Below are 17,867 nucleotides of genomic sequence, written 5' to 3'. Positions count from 1 at the left end.
TCTGAAGATTGTATGCGTAAAGTGTGGGAATAGTAGTTGAAGTGAAAATGTATTGTAAAAAAGTAAGTATTTATAAAAAGGATTTGGAATGAAAATGACGTATTTATTATGTGTGTTTATTGAATTGCTGATCAACGCATTCTAAATCTTCATCAAATTTTTCATGTGTTCGCTCGATTAACTTATGGAACATATCTCCAACGTGTTCTTCTAAAACCCGAATGCCTTCCCCAGTAACGCCGCCTTTCACGCAAACCTTTTCTTGTAAGGTAGGTAATGTGAAGATTTCTTTTTCAAGTAATTTCCCCATCCCCACGACCATTTCACTTACTAAAGTAGTAGCCTCTTCGTGTGTAATATTTGTTTTATCTACAGCAGCGTTAATGAAGCATTGTAGTAAATAACTAAAGAAAGCAGGACCGCAACTTGCTATATCAGATGAAACGCGCGTTATATCTTCTTTTATTACAAGAGGTGTAGAAATGTTTTTGAATAGACGAAGTAGTTTTTGTTGCCATTCTTCAGAGCAATTATCTCCAAATGTAAATAGTGAGGCGCCAGAGAGAGCGCGATTTGTGATACTTGGAATGATACGCGCGACGTGGCAAGGTACGAGAGTCTCTAATTGTGATGGAGATATTGGACTTGTAATAGAAACTAAGCACGTTTCATCAGAAAAATGTTCAGCGTATTTTTTTAGGATAGGGTATATATCTATCGGCTTAACACAAATAAAAATAAGTTGTGATTGTTCGATTACTTCCGGGATTGTTTTTGCTATCTGAACAGAAGGGTATTTTTCTTTTATATGATATGCTTTTGCGGGCGTCCGATTAATGATTGTAAGGCAAGAAGGTTTGACAGCACGGGTTTCTAAAAATGCATCGATTAGTATATTTCCCATGTTTCCTGTCCCTATAATTCCTATGTTCAAAGTTTCATCCCTCCTTCGTAACAGCTTTCTCCTAAACAATATGAATGATGTTATAAATTTATGATTAGAGGTGTAAAATGATGTGGGATTTTCCGAAAAAGTGGTTAGGTTTAGTAGCTATTATTGGAACTTTACTTTTTCTTGTTTTTTGGAAAACGAATCAGAATGTAGAACGAACGCCTATTACAATGAATGTACAAGAGAAGGAGATAGAAAAAAAGGGTAAACCGAAAATATCGGATACAAAGGAACAGAAAAGAACAATTATAATTGATGTGAAAGGAGCGGTTAGTAAAGAAGGGGTATATGAAATGAAGGAAGGAGATCGTGTAAAGGATGCGGTTCAAAAGGCTGGTGGTTTTTTATCAGAAGTAGATATGAAAAAAGTAAATTTAGCACAAATTGTACAAGATCAAATGCTTCTTTATATACCGAGTAAAAATGAGTCAGAACAAGGGGTGCTTACTTCTTCTAAGGAAGATGGCAAGATTCGAATAAATACAGCGGCGAAAGAACAACTAGAAAAAATTACAGGGATTGGCTCTCGAAAGGCAGAAAGTATTTTGAAATATCGAGAAGAACATGGTCCATTTCAGAAAATAGAAGATTTATTAGAGATTGATGGGATTGGTGCGAAGTCTCTTGAAAAGATAAAAGGTCAAATTATTATTCCGTAAAAGATTGACGAAGTTTTTCTTCTTTCGCTACACTACAAGTAGACAAAAAAGTAGGTGAAAAATATGGAACGAATTTCATGGGATCAATATTTTATGACGCAAAGCCATCTACTATCTTTGCGTAGTACATGTACAAGGCTTGCGGTAGGAGCGACAATCGTTCGCGATAAACGAATTATTGCTGGTGGGTATAATGGTTCAATTAAAGGTGGCGTACATTGTATAGATGATGGTTGTTACGTAATCGATAATCATTGTGTTCGGACAATTCATGCCGAAATGAATGCTTTATTACAATGTGCCAAGTTTGGTGCGAAAACAGAGGAAGCAGAAATTTACGTTACGCATTTCCCTTGTTTACAATGTTGTAAGGCAATTATTCAAAGTGGTATTACAGCGGTTTATTATGCGCAGGATTATAAAAATCATCCATACGCCATAGAGTTATTTGAACAAGCGAACGTAACAGTGAAGCACGTTCCGCTAGAATATGATATTGCTGCATTAGAGGAGCAAAAACGTTATACAGAGTTGAAAGAATTATTTGCGTCTTTAGAAAAAGATAATTTATCAATGGAAGAATTACAGCATGTATTCACGAAAGCAAAAATGATGCTATAAGGAGTGAGTATAAGTTGCAGGAACAATGGGGGTATGTTGCAATCTCATTTATAATAGGGATTGCAATTGCCTTTTCCTCGTCACTTTTATTGATAGTTTTTTGCCTCTTTTTAAATGTTTTCTTCTGTTTATATCGCACTTCGCGTAAAACCTTCATTTTTTGTATTGTAGCGTGCTTTAATAGCGCCATATACACTTCCTATGTTCAAACGTGGAATAAGCCTCTAGGAGAGTCCTATGGAGTTACAAGAGGGGTTATACAAAATACACCGCTTGTTAATGGGGATCGCCTATCTTTTCAATTTGAAGATCAGAATAAAAATATAGTGCAGTTAAGTTATAGAATCAAATCAGTCTTGGAAAAGAAAAAAATGCAACAATTATACGCAGGGATATCATGTGTATTCGAGGGTGAGAGGAAAGAACCGGAAACAGCTCGGAATTTTCATGGTTTTAATTACCGTGATTATTTATACAAACAACATATTCATTTCACATTTGAGGCTACATATATTTCTGAATGCTATAAAACATCACTGTCGCTCGCGCAATGGATTCTTCTTTTGAGGCAACAAGTAATCTCGAAAGTTACAGAAATGTTTCCAGAGCAATCAGGTGCTTTTATGAATGCATTACTATTTGGTGATAGACAACAAATGACGTTTGAAGTGGAAGAGCAATATCAACAATTTGGTCTTGTACATTTGTTAGCAATTTCAGGTTCGCACATTGTATTGTTAATGGTGATAGTATATTTTATTTTGCTAAGAAGCGGTGTGACAAGGGAGGTAGCAACAATTTGCCTTATCGTTTGTATTCCTTTGTATATGGTTTTAGCAGGGGCGTCACCCTCTGTTATAAGAGCTTCTATAACAGGAGTTTTGATGTTGATTGCTTTTATGTGCTCGATTCGTTTGTCTAGTTTAGATGCTTTAAGTGTAACAGCTATATGCATGCTTATATATGACCCTTATCTTGTTTTTAATATTGGATTTCAGTTTTCTTTTGTAGGTAGCTTCGCTTTACTTTTGTCTGCTCCGTTATTGTTAGGAAGTAGCAACGGAGTAATCCGGAATTCTATTTATATTTCTATCATTTCACAGCTCGTTAGTACTCCGATTTTGTTATATCACTTTGGTTATTTTTCTCCATATAGCATTCTCCTCAATCTCTTATACGTTCCGTTTTTATCTATCATTGTATTACCATGTAGCATTATTATTTTACTGTGTATGCCAATTGTCCCGTTTCTCGCAAAAGGATTTGCCGATGTATTATCAATAGGCTTGAGTATGTCTAATGATTTTCTAAGTTATTGTGAAAGTTTACCATTTACCCAGCTTATCTTCGGGGAAACGCCCTTCAATCTTGTAGCTGTATATTGCGCGAGTATTGTCAGCATATTGATGGTTTGGGAACGGAGAGCGCCGAAAAAAATAGTTTGTATAGTTGCGAGTGTATTTCTTTTTATTAGCACATGTCATTATATATATCCATATTTTAGAGGAAGCGGAAGTGTAACATTTATTGATGTTGGACAAGGTGATGCAATATTAATTCGCCTTCCGTATGATAAAGGGATTTATCTTATTGATACAGGTGGAACGCTTCGTGTGAATAAGGAAGAATGGCAACAAAAAAAGCATGAATTTTCTGTTGGAAATGATGTTTTAATACCCTTTTTACAAAAAGAAGGTATTAAAACAATTGATAAATTAATCGTAACGCATGGAGATGCAGATCATATAGGTGCTGCGCAAGAATTATTATCATATATACCTGTAAAAGAAGTGGTATTTGGCCGAAAGGGAAAAGATGCAGTATTAGAAAAAGTAGTCAAGAAACAGGCATTAGAAAAGGAAATGAAAATAACTGAAGTGGGGGAAGGGGAGAGTTGGAGTGTAAATGAAGCGGAATTTTTTGTTTTAGCTCCAAAAGGAAAAGAAAAAAGTGAAAATAACGCTTCAATTGTAATATGGGCAAAATTTGGAGGGTTGAAGTGGCTATTTACAGGCGATTTGGAAGAAGAAGGGGAAAAGATTTTAGTAGAGGCATATCCAGATTTACAAGTGGATGTTTTAAAAGTTGCTCATCATGGGAGTAATACGTCATCTATAGAGCCTTTTTTGAACGTCATACAGCCTCGTGTAGCGATTATATCTGTTGGTAAGCAGAATAGGTATGGACACCCGCATAAAGAAGTGATAGAGCGTTTTGAGAAGATGGGGAGTGCGATATGGCGCACGGACAAGCAAGGTGCTATTTCCTATGTTTTTAAAGGGGAAAATGGAACCTTTAAAAGTAAAATCACATATGATAAAACACATAATAGATGAAAAAGAGAAGACTGCCATGAAGTGGCAGTCTTTAAGAACCGATAAATTTAATAACAGTTGCAATGATGAAAAGTGTTGCGAAAAAACCAAATGAGACGATAAATCCTACCCCTGAATCAATAGCGTCATTGCGTTTACTTTGAACGTTTTGTTCAAAATCATTCATTTAGAATCCCTCCCCAACATTCCACTTTAGTATAAAATATTGTCAGAAAAAAATCTACAATTTCCATATGAAGAGAAAACGAGCTTTTTTGTTACTTGTAAATCATGAAGTAATGTGAGTTTTTCGTTTCCAAGCATGTTAACAGTTGGCACTTATACTCAAATTTTTATTGCGAATAATAAAGGGAAGGTGATTACCGCACACCAATAAGAAACCCGGGGCTTATTGCGTGGCGTTTAATATAAATAAAGGGACGGGTTATAAAGCCTGTTCCTTTGTACTTGTAAAACAAAAGCTAGGGCATTAGTATAAATATATATTGCCAAGTTAGGGAGTAGGAAAAAGTATGAGTGATATACATAAAAAAATTAAAAAGAAACAGTTTGCTCCGTTATATTTAATATATGGAACGGAAGCTTTTTTTATAAATGAAACGATAAAGCTTATTACGACAGAAGCACTTGAAGAAGAAGATCGAGAGTTTAATGTTGTGACATACGATTTAGAAGAAGCGTATTTAGAAGATGTGGTTGAGGATGCGCGTACGCTTCCTTTCTTCGGAGAACGGAAAGTACTGTTAATAAAATCACCGCTATTTTTGACTTCGCAAAAAGAAAAGTTAGAGCAAAATATAAAAATTTTAGAAGAATACATTGGTGAACCTTCTCCATTTTCTATTCTTGTTTTTGTTGCGCCTTACGAAAAACTTGATGAGCGAAAAAAAATTACAAAACTATTAAAGAAAACAGCAGATGTAGTAGAAGCGAATGCAATGCAAGTACAGGATGTTCAGAAGTGGATTGTTGCTCGTGCAGATGAAGTGCATGTGCATATTGATAACGCGGCTGTTAGTTTGTTGCTAGAGCTTGTGGGAAGTAATGTAACGATGTTGGCGAAGGAAATGGACAAGTTAACGTTATACGTTGGTATGGGCGGAGAGATTACGACGAAACTTGTTGCAGAGCTTGTGCCAAAATCAGTTGAGCAAAATGTATTTGCTTTGACAGAAAAAGTGGTGAAAAAAGATATTGCAGGTGCAATGCAAATTTTGGATGGATTATTTACGCAGCAGGAAGAGCCGATTAAATTGCTTGCGTTATTAGTGAGTCAATTCCGCTTGTTGTATCAAGTGAAAGAGCTACAGCAACGTGGTTATGGACAAAATCAAATTGCGTCTCATATTGGTGTACATCCGTATCGTGTAAAGTTAGCAATGAATCAAACGAAGTTGTTCTCTTTTGAAGAATTAAAAAAAGTGATTATAGAATTAGCGGAAGCTGATTATAGTATGAAGACGGGAAAGATGGATAAGAAGCTTGTGCTCGAATTTTTCTTAATGCGATTAAATCATATGTGATGACACAAAAAAGTTCATGCACTTAGTGCATGAACTTTTTTGTATATAAAAAAACGATCCAAATGGATCGTTTTTTAAACGCCTTACGCGTTTACTTGTTTCGCTAAGCGAGATTTTTGACGAGCTGCAGCGTTTTGGTGGATAAGACCTTTACGAGCTGCTTTGTCAAGTTTTTTAGAAGCAGTTTTGAAAGCTTCTTTAGCATTTTCAAGATCGTTATTAGTAACTAAAGCTTCTACAGTTTTAACAGCAGAACGCATGTCAGACTTGATAGAAGCGTTATGTGCACGACGCTCTTCGCTAAGTTTAGCGCGTTTGATAGCAGATTTGATGTTTGCCATACTTTTCACCTCCCTGGTGCAATCGAATGACTCGATTCTTACATAGAACAAGTGATATTCTATCAAACGGTGAAGAGAATTGCAATAGTATATCCATGAAATTTCACGTAAAGGAAAGAATGACCTTATATAACTTTGGGAAATCTAACGATATTTACTATGAATTACGGAGGAGATACGATGAAAGAACCATTAGATTTAAGTAAATATAGCATTAGAACTGACCTTGCTGTAGAAGCTCATCAAATGTTGCAAGAAAGCCAAGAAGAACAAAAAGGGATACAGGGAGTTATTGTAAAAGAGAGAGAAGAAGAAGGTACTATAATTACAAAAGTAACGATTGATGAAGCTGCCTCTGAAGCGATGGGGAAAAAACCTGGAAATTATTTAACACTTGAAGTACAAGGGATACGTCAGCAAGATACAGAACTTCAACAAAAAGTGGAGCGTATTTTTGCAAAAGAATTTTCTTGTTTCTTAGAAGAGGTTGGAGTTACAAAAGAAGCAAGCTGTTTAATTGTAGGTCTTGGGAATTGGAATGTAACACCAGATGCTCTTGGACCGATAGTTGTAGAAAATGTATTAGTAACGAGACATTTGTTTCAATTGCAGCCTGAAAGTGTAGAAGAAGGATTTAGGCCTGTTAGTGCAATTCGGCCGGGGGTAATGGGGATTACAGGAATCGAAACGAGCGATGTTATTTATGGAATTATTGAGAAGACGAACCCGGACTTTGTAATTGCAATTGATGCATTAGCTGCCCGTTCTATTGAACGAGTAAATAGCACGATACAAATTTCTGATACTGGAATCCATCCTGGTTCGGGGGTTGGGAATAAACGTAAAGAACTAAGTAAAGACACATTAGGTATCCCTGTTATCGCAATTGGTGTTCCGACTGTGGTCGATGCTGTTTCGATTACAAGTGATACGATTGATTTTATTTTGAAACATTTTGGTCGAGAGATGAAAGAAGGGAATAAACCTTCACGATCTTTGTTACCAGCGGGATTTTCATTTGGAGAAAAGAAAAAATTAACAGAAGAAGATATGCCGGATGAAAAGAGCAGAAATATGTTTTTAGGTGCTGTTGGTACATTGGAAGAAGAAGAAAAAAGAAGGCTGATTTATGAAGTGCTATCTCCTCTTGGTCATAATTTAATGGTAACCCCAAAAGAAGTAGATACTTTTATTGAGGATATGGCGAATGTAATAGCGAGTGGTTTAAATGCAGCGCTACATCATCAAATTGATCAAGATAATACGGGAGCATATACACATTGAGGGGAACAGATAATTATGGTTTGAGTCGCTTTGCGCTTTTGTGTATATGTAGTGTAGCTTTATGTTTACTTATGATGATAGCAGGAGTGGCACTTGCTAATCATGGTTTGAAAAGTATGAAAGGCTATCAGCAATTGTCATATGAACAAATAGCTCATATGACAGGGACAGAAAGTACAGGTGCTGAATCAGAAATTTTGGGTAGCTCGTTTTCGGCCTCAGAAAAACAACAGCAATTAGAACGTTTAAGAAGTTTTAATGTTGTAGAAGGAATTGGGATGGCGGTAGCAAGTGTAGCTTATGAAATGACGAAGTTCGGGACGGATATAGTTGTTGGGAAAATAAAAGGAATTTTTAGCTAAGAGTAACATGGGAGGCGGTTGTTTTACTGATTTGTAAGACAGCCGTTTTAAAATTTGAAAAGGGTTTGTCTCTTATGGTTTATTCGCATAAGATATAGATAGAATGATTTGTATCGTAAGCAGCACGAGTTTTCATTGAATCTTTGTTGCTCTATTGATATAATCAGTGCTAGTGTATATTGGCGAGACTATTAGGAGTTGAGAACATAGATGAATAAAGAAGAAAGAGCAAAAAGACAGTCCAAAATTCGTAATTTCTCTATTATTGCTCATATTGACCACGGAAAATCAACGTTAGCAGACCGTATTTTAGAGAAAACAAACGCGTTAACACAACGCGAAATGAAAGCTCAGTTGCTTGACTCTATGGATTTAGAGCGTGAGCGTGGTATTACAATCAAATTAAACGCAGTACAATTAAACTATAAAGCAAAAGATGGTGAAGAGTATATTCTTCATTTAATTGATACACCAGGACATGTCGACTTTACGTACGAAGTATCTCGTAGTTTAGCGGCTTGTGAAGGCGCGATTCTTGTAGTAGATGCAGCGCAAGGTATTGAAGCGCAAACGTTAGCAAACGTATACTTAGCGCTTGATAACAATTTAGAAATTTTACCAGTTATTAATAAAATCGACTTACCAAGTGCGGATCCAGAACGTGTACGTCAAGAGGTAGAAGATGTAATTGGTTTAGATGCATCAGAAGCGGTACTTGCTTCTGCGAAAGCTGGAATTGGTATTGAAGAAATTTTAGAACAAATTGTTGAAAAAGTACCAGCTCCTTCGGGTGATTCAGAAGAGCCATTACAATGTATGATTTTCGACTCTTTATATGATCCGTACCGCGGTGTAATTGCTTATATCCGTGTTGTAAATGGAACAGTAAAAGTTGGCGATAAAGTACGTATGATGGCAACGGGTAAAGAATTTGAAGTAACAGAAGTAGGTGTATTTACACCGAAAACTACGCAACGTGACGAGTTAACAGTAGGTGATGTAGGTTTCTTAGCAGCATCGATTAAAAATGTTGGTGACACACGTGTTGGTGATACGATTACACATGCGAAACGTCCAGCTGCAGAGCCGTTAGCAGGTTACCGTAAGTTAAATCCGATGGTATTCTGTGGTCTGTATCCAATTGACTCTGCTCGTTATAACGATTTACGTGATGCATTAGAAAAATTAGAGTTAAACGATTCTGCTCTTGAGTTTGAACCAGAAACATCTCAAGCGCTAGGATTTGGTTTCCGTTGTGGTTTCTTAGGGCTTCTTCACATGGAAATCATTCAAGAACGTATTGAACGTGAATTTAAGATTGACTTAATTACAACAGCGCCAAGCGTTATTTATAAAGTTTATTTAACTAACGGTGAAGATGTTATTGTTGATAACCCATCTAATATGCCAGATCCACAGTCTATCGATCGTGTAGAAGAGCCGTTTGTGAAGGCTTCAATTATGGTTCCGAATGACTATGTTGGAGCTGTAATGGAGATTTGCCAAGGTAAACGTGGAACGTTTATTGATATGCAATATTTAGATGAAACGCGTGTTACATTAACATATGAAATCCCGTTATCAGAAATCGTATATGACTTCTTCGATCAATTGAAATCAAATACGAAAGGGTATGCATCATTTGACTACGAGTTAATTGGCTATAAACCATCTAAACTTGTGAAAATGGATATTCTTTTAAATAATGAACAAGTGGATGCTTTATCATTTATCGTACACCGTGATTCAGCGTATGACCGTGGTAAAGTAATCGTAGAGAAATTAAAAGAATTAATTCCGAGACAACAATTTGAAGTGCCAATTCAGGCGACTATCGGAAATAAAGTTGTAGCACGTTCTACAATTAAAGCGATGCGTAAAAACGTACTTGCAAAATGTTACGGCGGTGACATTTCTCGTAAGCGTAAACTTCTTGATAAGCAAAAAGAAGGTAAAAAACGTATGAAGTCTGTTGGTTCTGTAGAAGTACCGCAAGAGGCATTTATGGCTGTACTGAAAATGGATGACAACTAATATTTGAAATAAAAAAGAAGTCGTTTGTGCGGCTTCTTTTTTCTGTATAATTACTTTTTAGACATCTGAGCAGCTCTCATTTACAATAATGAGAGAGCTTTTTAGTTCATATAGAGTTAGGAGATTGTTAATGTCCGAAAATATTCGAAAAGATATTCAAGATAAAATACAAAATGGTAATTTTAATTGTGAAAAGGAATTGACGCTTTCTATTATTAGTGGAAAGTGGAAAGTTGTGATACTGTGGCATCTTGGTGTGGAAGGACCACATCGTTTCAGTGAATTACAACGGTTATTCCCAAGCATTTCTCATAAAGTTTTGTCGAACCAATTAAAAGAGTTAATGGAAGATGGAATTGTTGATCGGACAGTATATCCCGAAATTCCTCCTCGCGTTGAGTATTATATGACGGAACTAGGCATGTCACTTTTACCGATCGTTGAAATGATGTATGATTGGGGAAAAATGCGAATGGAACAAATTCGTAATACGTTAGAGAAGTAGAGAACCCTCCGGAGTGCGGAGGTTTTCTTTTTAGAAAGGTAGGAGTTATATTTGGTACAAGCTGCATATATTCATATTCCGTTTTGTCAGCACATTTGTCACTATTGTGATTTTAATAAAGTGTTTATTGAACGCCAACCGGTTGATCAATATTTAGATTATTTAGAGAAGGAAATAATAAATACGGTTCAAAAAGTTCCGTTTGATAGTATAAAAACGATTTTTGTGGGCGGGGGAACTCCGACAGCGTTAAATATGGAACAGACAAAAAAATTACTCGAGATTATTAATCGTCATTTGCGTCCGTTCGCCCCAAATTGTGAATTAACATTTGAAGCGAATCCAGGAGATCTGCCGAAAGAGAAGTTGAATGTACTGCTAGAAGGTGGAGTGAATCGAATTAGTTTTGGTGTGCAAACGTTCCGTGATGAACTGCTTGAGAAAATCGGGCGCAAGCATACGAGGGAAGATGCATTCCTCGCGATTCGAGAAGCACAGGAAGTAGGATTTAAAAATATTAATGTAGATATTATTTATGCTTTGCCAGGACAGACGATAGAAGATGTAAAAGAAACATTAGATATTGCTTTTACGCTTGGTGTACAACATTTCTCTGCATATTCATTAATTGTGGAACCTAAAACAGTGTTTTATAACTTAATGAACAAAGGGAAATTGCGTCTTCCGGGTGAAGACCATGAAGCGAAAATGTATGAAATAGTAATGGATGAAATGGAGAAACACGGTTATAACCAGTATGAAATTAGTAATTTCTCAAAAGGTGACAATAAAAGTAGACATAATCTCACATACTGGAATAATGAAGAGTATTATGGATTTGGAGCTGGAGCTCATAGTTATGTGAACGGGGAACGTATTCAAAATGTAGGTCCGCTGAAGCAATATTTTAATAAAATTGATGAAACAGGATTTCCGTATTTAGATGTTCACAAAGTGACGGAGAAAGAAAGAATGGAAGAAGAGCTGTTCTTAGGGCTTCGAAAAACAAAAGGTGTTTCTAAAACGGCGTTCCGCAATAAATTTAATGTAGAGATGGATCAAGTTTTCGCGAAGCAGTTACAAAGCAACCAAGAGCAGGGATTGCTTGAAGAGGAAGATGGACATGTGCGTTTAACGCGAAAAGGAAAATTATTAGGGAATGAAGTATTCCAATCATTTTTGATTGACTAATTAAATGTTCCATAGGCGTGAAAAAGTTTCATTATTTCGTGACGTTTCCGTTGACAATTGAATGTCAATTTTGGTAAGTTATTAATAGATTTAGCACTCAAAGACAAAGAGTGCTAACAGAGGTGATGATGAGATGCTTACGGAACGTCAGCTCTTAATTTTACAAACAATTATTGATGACTTTATTGGATCAGCGCAGCCCGTTGGGTCTAGAACGTTGGCTAAAAAAGATGAAATTACATTTAGTTCAGCTACTATTCGAAATGAAATGGCGGACTTAGAAGAATTAGGTTTTATTGAAAAAACGCACAGTTCTTCTGGACGTGTTCCTTCTGAGAAAGGCTACCGATTTTATGTAGACCATCTTTTAGCACCGCAAAACTTACCGAACGCTGAAATTGTACAAATTAAAGATTTATTTGCTGAAAGAATTTTTGAAGCGGAAAAAATTGCACAACAATCTGCTCAAATTTTATCAGAACTTACGAATTATACGGCCATTGTTCTTGGACCGAAGTTAAGTACAAATAAACTTAAAAATGTACAAATTGTGCCGCTTGATCGTCAAACTGCTGTCGCTATTATTGTAACCGATACAGGGCATGTACAAAGTAAAACGATTACCGTTCCGGAATCTGTTGATTTATCAGATTTAGAAAAAATGGTTAATATTTTAAATGAAAAGCTATCTGGCGTACCGATGGAAGAACTTCATAATAAAATCTTTAAGGAGATTGTTACAGTTTTACGTGGGTATGTTCATAATTACGATAGTGCAATAAAAATGTTGGATGGTACATTTCAAGTTCCGTTATCGGAAAAGATATACTTTGGAGGAAAAGCAAATATGCTTTCGCAGCCAGAGTTCCATGACATTCAAAAGGTTAGATCTTTACTTACCATGATTGATAATGAAGCCGAATTTTATGACATTTTGCGTCATAAACAAGTCGGGATTCAAGTGAAAATTGGTAGGGAAAACTCTTCGACGGCTATGGAGGATTGTAGTTTAATTTCTGCAACATATTCAATCGGCGAAGAGCAACTTGGAACAATTGCTATTTTAGGTCCTACGAGAATGCAATATTCTCGTGTAATTAGTTTGTTACAGTTATTTACGAGACAATTTACTGATGGACTTAAAAAGTAAATGAGAGTAATACATTCGCTCAAGTGATGAAATTTTCATTGCTGTGTGTAATATATAATGCTTAGGTAATCATGCTATGCATGATACCTAATACCTTTTAAGGAGGTGAATATTGTGGAAGAGCGTAACGAACAAGTGGTAGAAGAAGTAAAAGAAGCGCAAGTTGAAGAAGCTGTCACGCCAGAAAACAGTGAAGAAACTGTAGAAGAAAAAAGTGAGGCTGCTCTTTTACAAGAAAAAGTAGATGAGCTACAAGCGAAACTAACGGAAACGGAAGGTCGCACATTACGTCTACAAGCTGATTTTGAAAATTATAAGCGCCGTGTCCAAATGGATAAACAGGCTGCTGAAAAATATAGAGCACAAAGTCTAGTTTCAGACATCTTGCCAGCTCTTGATAATTTTGAAAGAGCAATGCAAGTGGAAGCGACTGATGAGCAAACGAAATCCTTGTTACAAGGTATGGAAATGGTGCATCGTCAATTGTTAGAAGCGCTGACTAAAGAAGGTGTGGAAGTGATTGAAGCTGTTGGTAAACAGTTTGATCCTAATGAACACCAAGCTATTATGCAAGTGGAAGATAGTGAATTTGAATCAAACGCGGTTGTGGAAGAATTCCAAAAAGGTTATAAACTAAAAGACCGTGTGATTCGCCCATCAATGGTAAAAGTAAATCAATAATTTACATAAAACTAGGAGGATTCGCCATGAGTAAAATTATCGGTATTGACTTAGGTACAACAAACTCTTGTGTAGCTGTTATGGAAGGTGGAGAACCAAAGGTTATCCCAAATCCAGAAGGAAACCGTACAACACCTTCTGTTGTAGCTTTCAAAAATGAAGAACGTCAAGTTGGGGAAGTTGCAAAGCGCCAAGCAATTACAAACCCAAATACAATCATGTCTGTTAAACGTCATATGGGTACAGACTACAAAGTAGAAGTTGAAGGTAAAGATTATACACCTCAAGAAATTTCTGCAATCATTTTACAAAACTTAAAAGCTTCTGCTGAAGCATACTTAGGTGAAACAGTAACGAAAGCTGTTATTACAGTACCTGCATACTTCAACGATGCAGAGCGTCAAGCAACGAAAGATGCTGGTCGTATCGCTGGTTTAGAAGTTGAGCGTATTATTAACGAGCCAACAGCAGCAGCACTTGCTTACGGTTTAGAAAAACAAGACGAAGAACAAAAAATCTTAGTATATGACTTAGGTGGCGGTACATTTGACGTATCTATCCTTGAGTTAGCAGACGGCACATTCGAAGTTATTTCAACTGCTGGTGACAACCGTCTTGGTGGCGATGACTTTGACCAAGTTATCATCGATCACTTAGTAGCTGAGTTCAAAAAAGAAAATAACATTGATTTAAGCCAAGATAAAATGGCGCTTCAACGCTTGAAAGATGCAGCTGAAAAAGCGAAAAAAGATCTTTCTGGTGTAACACAAACTCAAATTTCATTACCATTCATTAGTGCTGGAGCTGCTGGTCCATTACACTTAGAATTAACGTTAACAAGAGCGAAATTCGAAGAGCTTTCAGCAGGTCTTGTTGAAAGAACATTAGAGCCAACTCGTCGTGCATTAAAAGACGCTGGTTTTGCTCCAAGCGAATTAGATAAAGTTATTCTTGTTGGTGGATCTACTCGTATCCCAGCTGTACAAGAAGCTATTAAACGTGAAACTGGTAAAGAGCCATATAAAGGTGTAAACCCTGATGAAGTTGTAGCATTAGGTGCTGCAGTTCAAGGTGGCGTACTTACTGGTGATGTAGAAGGCGTTCTATTATTAGACGTAACTCCACTTTCTTTAGGTATTGAAACTATGGGTGGCGTGTTCACGAAATTAATCGAGCGTAACACTACAATTCCAACAAGTAAGTCACAAGTATTCTCGACAGCTGCTGATAATCAACCAGCAGTAGACATTCACGTATTACAAGGTGAGCGTCCAATGTCGGCTGACAACAAAACGTTAGGTCGTTTCCAATTAACTGACCTTCCACCAGCACCACGTGGTATTCCACAAATCGAAGTAACATTCGATATTGATGCGAACGGTATCGTTAACGTACGTGCGAAAGACTTAGGAACAAGCAAAGAGCAAGCTATTACAATCCAATCTTCTTCAGGTCTTTCTGATGAAGAAGTAGAACGTATGGTACAAGAAGCGGAAGCAAATGCTGACGCTGACCAAAAACGTAAGGAAGAAGTTGAACTTCGTAACGAAGCTGACCAACTTGTATTCCAAACAGACAAAGTTGTAAAAGATTTAGAAGGTAAAGTAGATGCAGCTGAAGTTGCAAAAGCAACAGAAGCGAAAGAAGCATTACAAGCTGCAATTGAGAAAAACGAGCTTGAAGAAATTCGTGCGAAAAAAGATGCTTTACAAGAAATCGTACAACAATTAACTGTTAAATTATACGAGCAGGCTCAAGCAGCTGCTGGTCAAGCAGAAGGTGCGCAAGGTGCACAAGATGCTGGCGCAAAGAAAGACAATGTAGTTGACGCTGAGTTTGAAGAAGTAAAAGAAGACAAGTAATTCAATTGTAAACATAATAAGTAAGATGACAAAAAGTCAAAGTCAAGCGTGCCTTGACTTTGGCTTTTTTCACGAATGAGAAGCGATGTGTGAGGATCTTAAGTTTTTCGCTTTGCATACTGTAAGTGAGGAAACTTTGTTGCAAAGCACTTTCTTTCGGTGTTAAAATTACGTTTATGTGAAAGATTCGGGGGTTGTAAATTTATGAGTAAACGAGACTATTATGAGGTCCTTGGACTTAGCAAGGGCGCTTCAACAGATGAAATTAAAAAAGCGTATCGTCGTTTGGCTAAAAAATACCATCCAGACGTAAGTAAAGAAGAAAATGCAATTGAAAAGTTTAAAGAAGTACAAGAAGCATACGAAGTGTTAAGTGATGATCAAAAGCGTGCACAGTACGATCAATTTGGTCATGCTGGTGCAAATCAAGGATTCGGTGGATTTGGCGGCGGAGGAGACTTCGGCGGTGGCTTCGGTTTTGAAGATATATTTAGTTCTTTCTTTGGCGGTGGTGGCGGCAGACGTCGTGATCCAAATGCTCCGCGCCAAGGTGCTGACTTACAATATCAAGTCACTTTAGATTTTGAAGAAGCTATTTTTGGTAAGGAATTAAATGTGGAAATTCCAGTAGAAGATCCATGTGATACTTGTAAAGGTAGTGGAGCAAAACCAGGAACTTCAAAAGAAACATGTAAACATTGTTCAGGCTCTGGTCAAGTGAGTGTAGAACAAAACACACCGTTTGGTCGTATCGTAAATCGTCAAGCTTGTGGTCATTGTTCAGGAACTGGACAAATTATTAAAGAAAAATGTACGACATGTCACGGTTCAGGTAAAGTTCGTAAACGTAAAAAAATCAATGTTAAAATTCCAGCGGGTATCGATAATGGTCAACAAATTCGTGTGTCTGGAAAAGGTGAAGCCGGCGTAAATGGCGGACCAGCAGGAGACTTATATGTTGTCGTTCATGTAAGAAATCATGAATTCTTCGAGCGTGAAGGAGATCACATTATTTGCGAAATGCCATTAACATTTGCGCAAATGGCGCTTGGTGATGAAGTGGAAGTTCCTACTGTTCATGGTAAAGTGAAGCTGAAAATTCCAGCAGGAACACAAACTGGAACAGAATTCCGCTTAAAAGGAAAAGGTGCTCCGAACGTACGTGGATACGGCCAAGGAGATCAATATGTAGTCGTTCGTGTTGTTGTACCGACGAAATTGACTTCGCAGCAAAAAGATTTATTACGTGAATTTGCAGGACAAGAAGAGCAGGATGATAGTTTATTCGGAAAGCTTAAACGTGCTTTCAAAGGGGAATAATGGAAATAAAAAATGGAGTTGGTAAATTGTGAAATGGTCAGAAATTAGTATTCATACAACAGAAGAAGCAGTAGAAGCTGTCTCTCATATTTTACATGAAGCTGGTGCTAGTGGAGTTGCGATTGAGGATCCAGCGGAGTTAACGAAAGAGCGCGAGCAACAATATGGTGAAATTTATGCATTGAACCCAGATGAATATCCGGCGGAAGGTGTATTAATAAAAGCGTATTTCCCGCAAACGGATTCTTTACATGAAACGATTGCAGGTGTAAAATCATCTATTGATGTGCTTCCATCTTACGACATCGAAATTGGTACTGGAAATATTACCGTTAACGAAGTCAATGAAGAAGATTGGGCTACTGCTTGGAAAAAATATTACCATCCAGTACAAATTTCTGATACATTCACAATCGTACCGACTTGGGAAGAATATACACCATCTTCTCCTAATGAAAAAATCATTGAATTAGACCCGGGTATGGCGTTTGGTACAGGAACTCATCCAACAACAACGATGTGTATCCGTGCTTTAGAAAAAACAGTACAGCCAGGTGACACTATTATTGATGTAGGAACAGGTTCTGGTGTACTTAGTATTGCGGCTGCAAAATTAGGTGCGTCTTCTGTTCAAGCATATGATTTAGATCCGGTTGCGGTTGAAAGTGCAGAAATGAATGTACGTTTAAATAAAACAGATGATATCGTGTCTGTTGGACAAAATAGTCTTTTAGAAGGCATTGAAGGTCCTGTTGATTTAATCGTAGCTAACTTATTAGCAGAAATTATTCTATTATTCCCTGAAGATGCAGCAAGAGTTGTGAAGTCAGGTGGATTATTTATTACATCGGGCATTATTGCTGCGAAGGAAAAAGTAATTTCTGAGGCGTTAGAACAAGCTGGATTTACAATTGAAGAAGTGTTACGAATGGAAGATTGGGTAGCAATTATTGCACGAAATGCGTAATATAGATTTTAGTCTATAATGAAAAGGGGAGTCTCTCACTATAAGGTGAGAGACTTGCCGTTTGTTATATGAAAAATGA

At 37.0% G+C, this 17,867-nt stretch carries 17 protein-coding genes; 14 read left to right on the top strand and 3 right to left on the bottom strand.

Translation table 11 applies throughout. From position 1 onward, the window contains the following. Window positions 1–106: 106 nt before the first annotated feature. Entirely contained in the window at window positions 107–934 is an 828-nt protein-coding gene (gene comER, locus BHV55_RS21695) for a late competence protein ComER (protein ID WP_001020560.1), read from the bottom strand. A 77-nt stretch (window positions 935–1,011) separates the two neighbouring features. Between comER and BHV55_RS21690 the strand changes: the two genes are divergently transcribed. From BHV55_RS21690 to BHV55_RS21680, 3 genes are all read left to right on the top strand, one after another. Beyond that, window positions 1,012–1,611: a helix-hairpin-helix domain-containing protein gene (locus tag BHV55_RS21690; protein WP_000989929.1), complete on the top strand. Its 600-nt coding sequence runs from the start codon at window positions 1,012–1,014 to the stop codon at window positions 1,609–1,611. 63 nt (window positions 1,612–1,674) lie between these two features. Next, window positions 1,675–2,232, top strand: coding sequence for a ComE operon protein 2 (locus tag BHV55_RS21685; protein WP_000439773.1), 558 nt, complete (start codon window positions 1,675–1,677; stop codon window positions 2,230–2,232). Between the two features lie 14 nt (window positions 2,233–2,246). Then, window positions 2,247–4,568, top strand: a complete 2,322-nt coding sequence (locus BHV55_RS21680) for a DNA internalization-related competence protein ComEC/Rec2 (RefSeq protein ID WP_070756955.1) — start codon at window positions 2,247–2,249, stop codon at window positions 4,566–4,568. Window positions 4,569–4,599: 31 nt separating this feature from the next. On the opposite strand, the gene BHV55_RS21675 is transcribed toward BHV55_RS21680, so the two are convergent. Further along, complete coding sequence (locus BHV55_RS21675; RefSeq protein WP_000997609.1) at window positions 4,600–4,734, bottom strand: YqzM family protein; 135 nt, start codon at window positions 4,732–4,734, stop codon at window positions 4,600–4,602. A gap of 346 nt (window positions 4,735–5,080) precedes the next feature. Between BHV55_RS21675 and holA the strand changes: the two genes are divergently transcribed. After that, window positions 5,081–6,091: a DNA polymerase III subunit delta gene (gene holA, locus BHV55_RS21670; RefSeq protein ID WP_065703161.1), complete on the top strand. Its 1,011-nt coding sequence runs from the start codon at window positions 5,081–5,083 to the stop codon at window positions 6,089–6,091. Window positions 6,092–6,174: 83 nt separating this feature from the next. Here holA and rpsT read toward each other — a convergent pair whose 3' ends face one another. Continuing rightward, the gene (gene rpsT / locus BHV55_RS21665; protein ID WP_001274011.1) at window positions 6,175–6,432 is read right to left on the bottom strand and encodes a 30S ribosomal protein S20; all 258 of its coding nucleotides are present in this window, start codon (window positions 6,430–6,432) and stop codon (window positions 6,175–6,177) included. 180 nt (window positions 6,433–6,612) lie between these two features. Here rpsT and gpr point away from each other — a divergent pair, with 180 nt between their 5' ends. From gpr to prmA, 10 genes are all read left to right on the top strand, one after another. Beyond that, window positions 6,613–7,716, top strand: a complete 1,104-nt coding sequence (gene gpr, locus BHV55_RS21660; RefSeq protein WP_000662616.1) for a GPR endopeptidase — start codon at window positions 6,613–6,615, stop codon at window positions 7,714–7,716. Continuing rightward, window positions 7,713–8,078, top strand: a complete 366-nt coding sequence (locus BHV55_RS21655) for a YqxA family protein (protein WP_070756954.1) — start codon at window positions 7,713–7,715, stop codon at window positions 8,076–8,078. The genes gpr and BHV55_RS21655 overlap by 4 nt, the downstream gene beginning before the upstream one ends. A 210-nt stretch (window positions 8,079–8,288) precedes the next feature. Then, window positions 8,289–10,112, top strand: a complete 1,824-nt coding sequence (lepA, locus tag BHV55_RS21650) for an elongation factor 4 (RefSeq protein ID WP_001030951.1) — start codon at window positions 8,289–8,291, stop codon at window positions 10,110–10,112. Window positions 10,113–10,242: 130 nt separating this feature from the next. Continuing rightward, window positions 10,243–10,617 carry a winged helix-turn-helix transcriptional regulator gene (locus tag BHV55_RS21645; protein ID WP_001293539.1) on the top strand — a complete coding sequence of 125 codons (375 nt, stop codon included), beginning with the start codon at window positions 10,243–10,245 and terminating at the stop codon, window positions 10,615–10,617. Between the two features lie 51 nt (window positions 10,618–10,668). Continuing rightward, complete coding sequence (gene hemW, locus BHV55_RS21640) at window positions 10,669–11,808, top strand: radical SAM family heme chaperone HemW (RefSeq protein ID WP_000249427.1); 1,140 nt, start codon at window positions 10,669–10,671, stop codon at window positions 11,806–11,808. A gap of 133 nt (window positions 11,809–11,941) precedes the next feature. Next, window positions 11,942–12,958: a heat-inducible transcriptional repressor HrcA gene (gene hrcA, locus BHV55_RS21635; RefSeq protein ID WP_000954941.1), complete on the top strand. Its 1,017-nt coding sequence runs from the start codon at window positions 11,942–11,944 to the stop codon at window positions 12,956–12,958. A 114-nt stretch (window positions 12,959–13,072) separates the two neighbouring features. After that, window positions 13,073–13,639, top strand: a complete 567-nt coding sequence (gene grpE / locus BHV55_RS21630) for a nucleotide exchange factor GrpE (RefSeq protein WP_000392711.1) — start codon at window positions 13,073–13,075, stop codon at window positions 13,637–13,639. A 26-nt stretch (window positions 13,640–13,665) separates the two neighbouring features. Then, a complete protein-coding gene (gene dnaK / locus BHV55_RS21625) occupies window positions 13,666–15,501 on the top strand; it encodes a chaperone protein DnaK (RefSeq protein ID WP_000034700.1) in 1,836 nt (611 codons plus the stop codon). Window positions 15,502–15,705: 204 nt separating this feature from the next. Continuing rightward, window positions 15,706–16,821, top strand: coding sequence for a chaperone protein DnaJ (dnaJ, locus tag BHV55_RS21620; RefSeq protein ID WP_000043947.1), 1,116 nt, complete (start codon window positions 15,706–15,708; stop codon window positions 16,819–16,821). A 28-nt stretch (window positions 16,822–16,849) separates the two neighbouring features. Next, complete coding sequence (gene prmA / locus BHV55_RS21615; RefSeq protein WP_000872112.1) at window positions 16,850–17,788, top strand: 50S ribosomal protein L11 methyltransferase; 939 nt, start codon at window positions 16,850–16,852, stop codon at window positions 17,786–17,788. The last annotated feature ends 79 nt before the right edge of the window (window positions 17,789–17,867 follow it).

Source organism: Bacillus sp. RZ2MS9, from assembly GCF_001816185.2.
Taxonomy (GTDB): domain Bacteria; phylum Bacillota; class Bacilli; order Bacillales; family Bacillaceae_G; genus Bacillus_A; species Bacillus_A cereus.
This window is presented reverse-complemented; position numbering and strand designations above follow the sequence as displayed.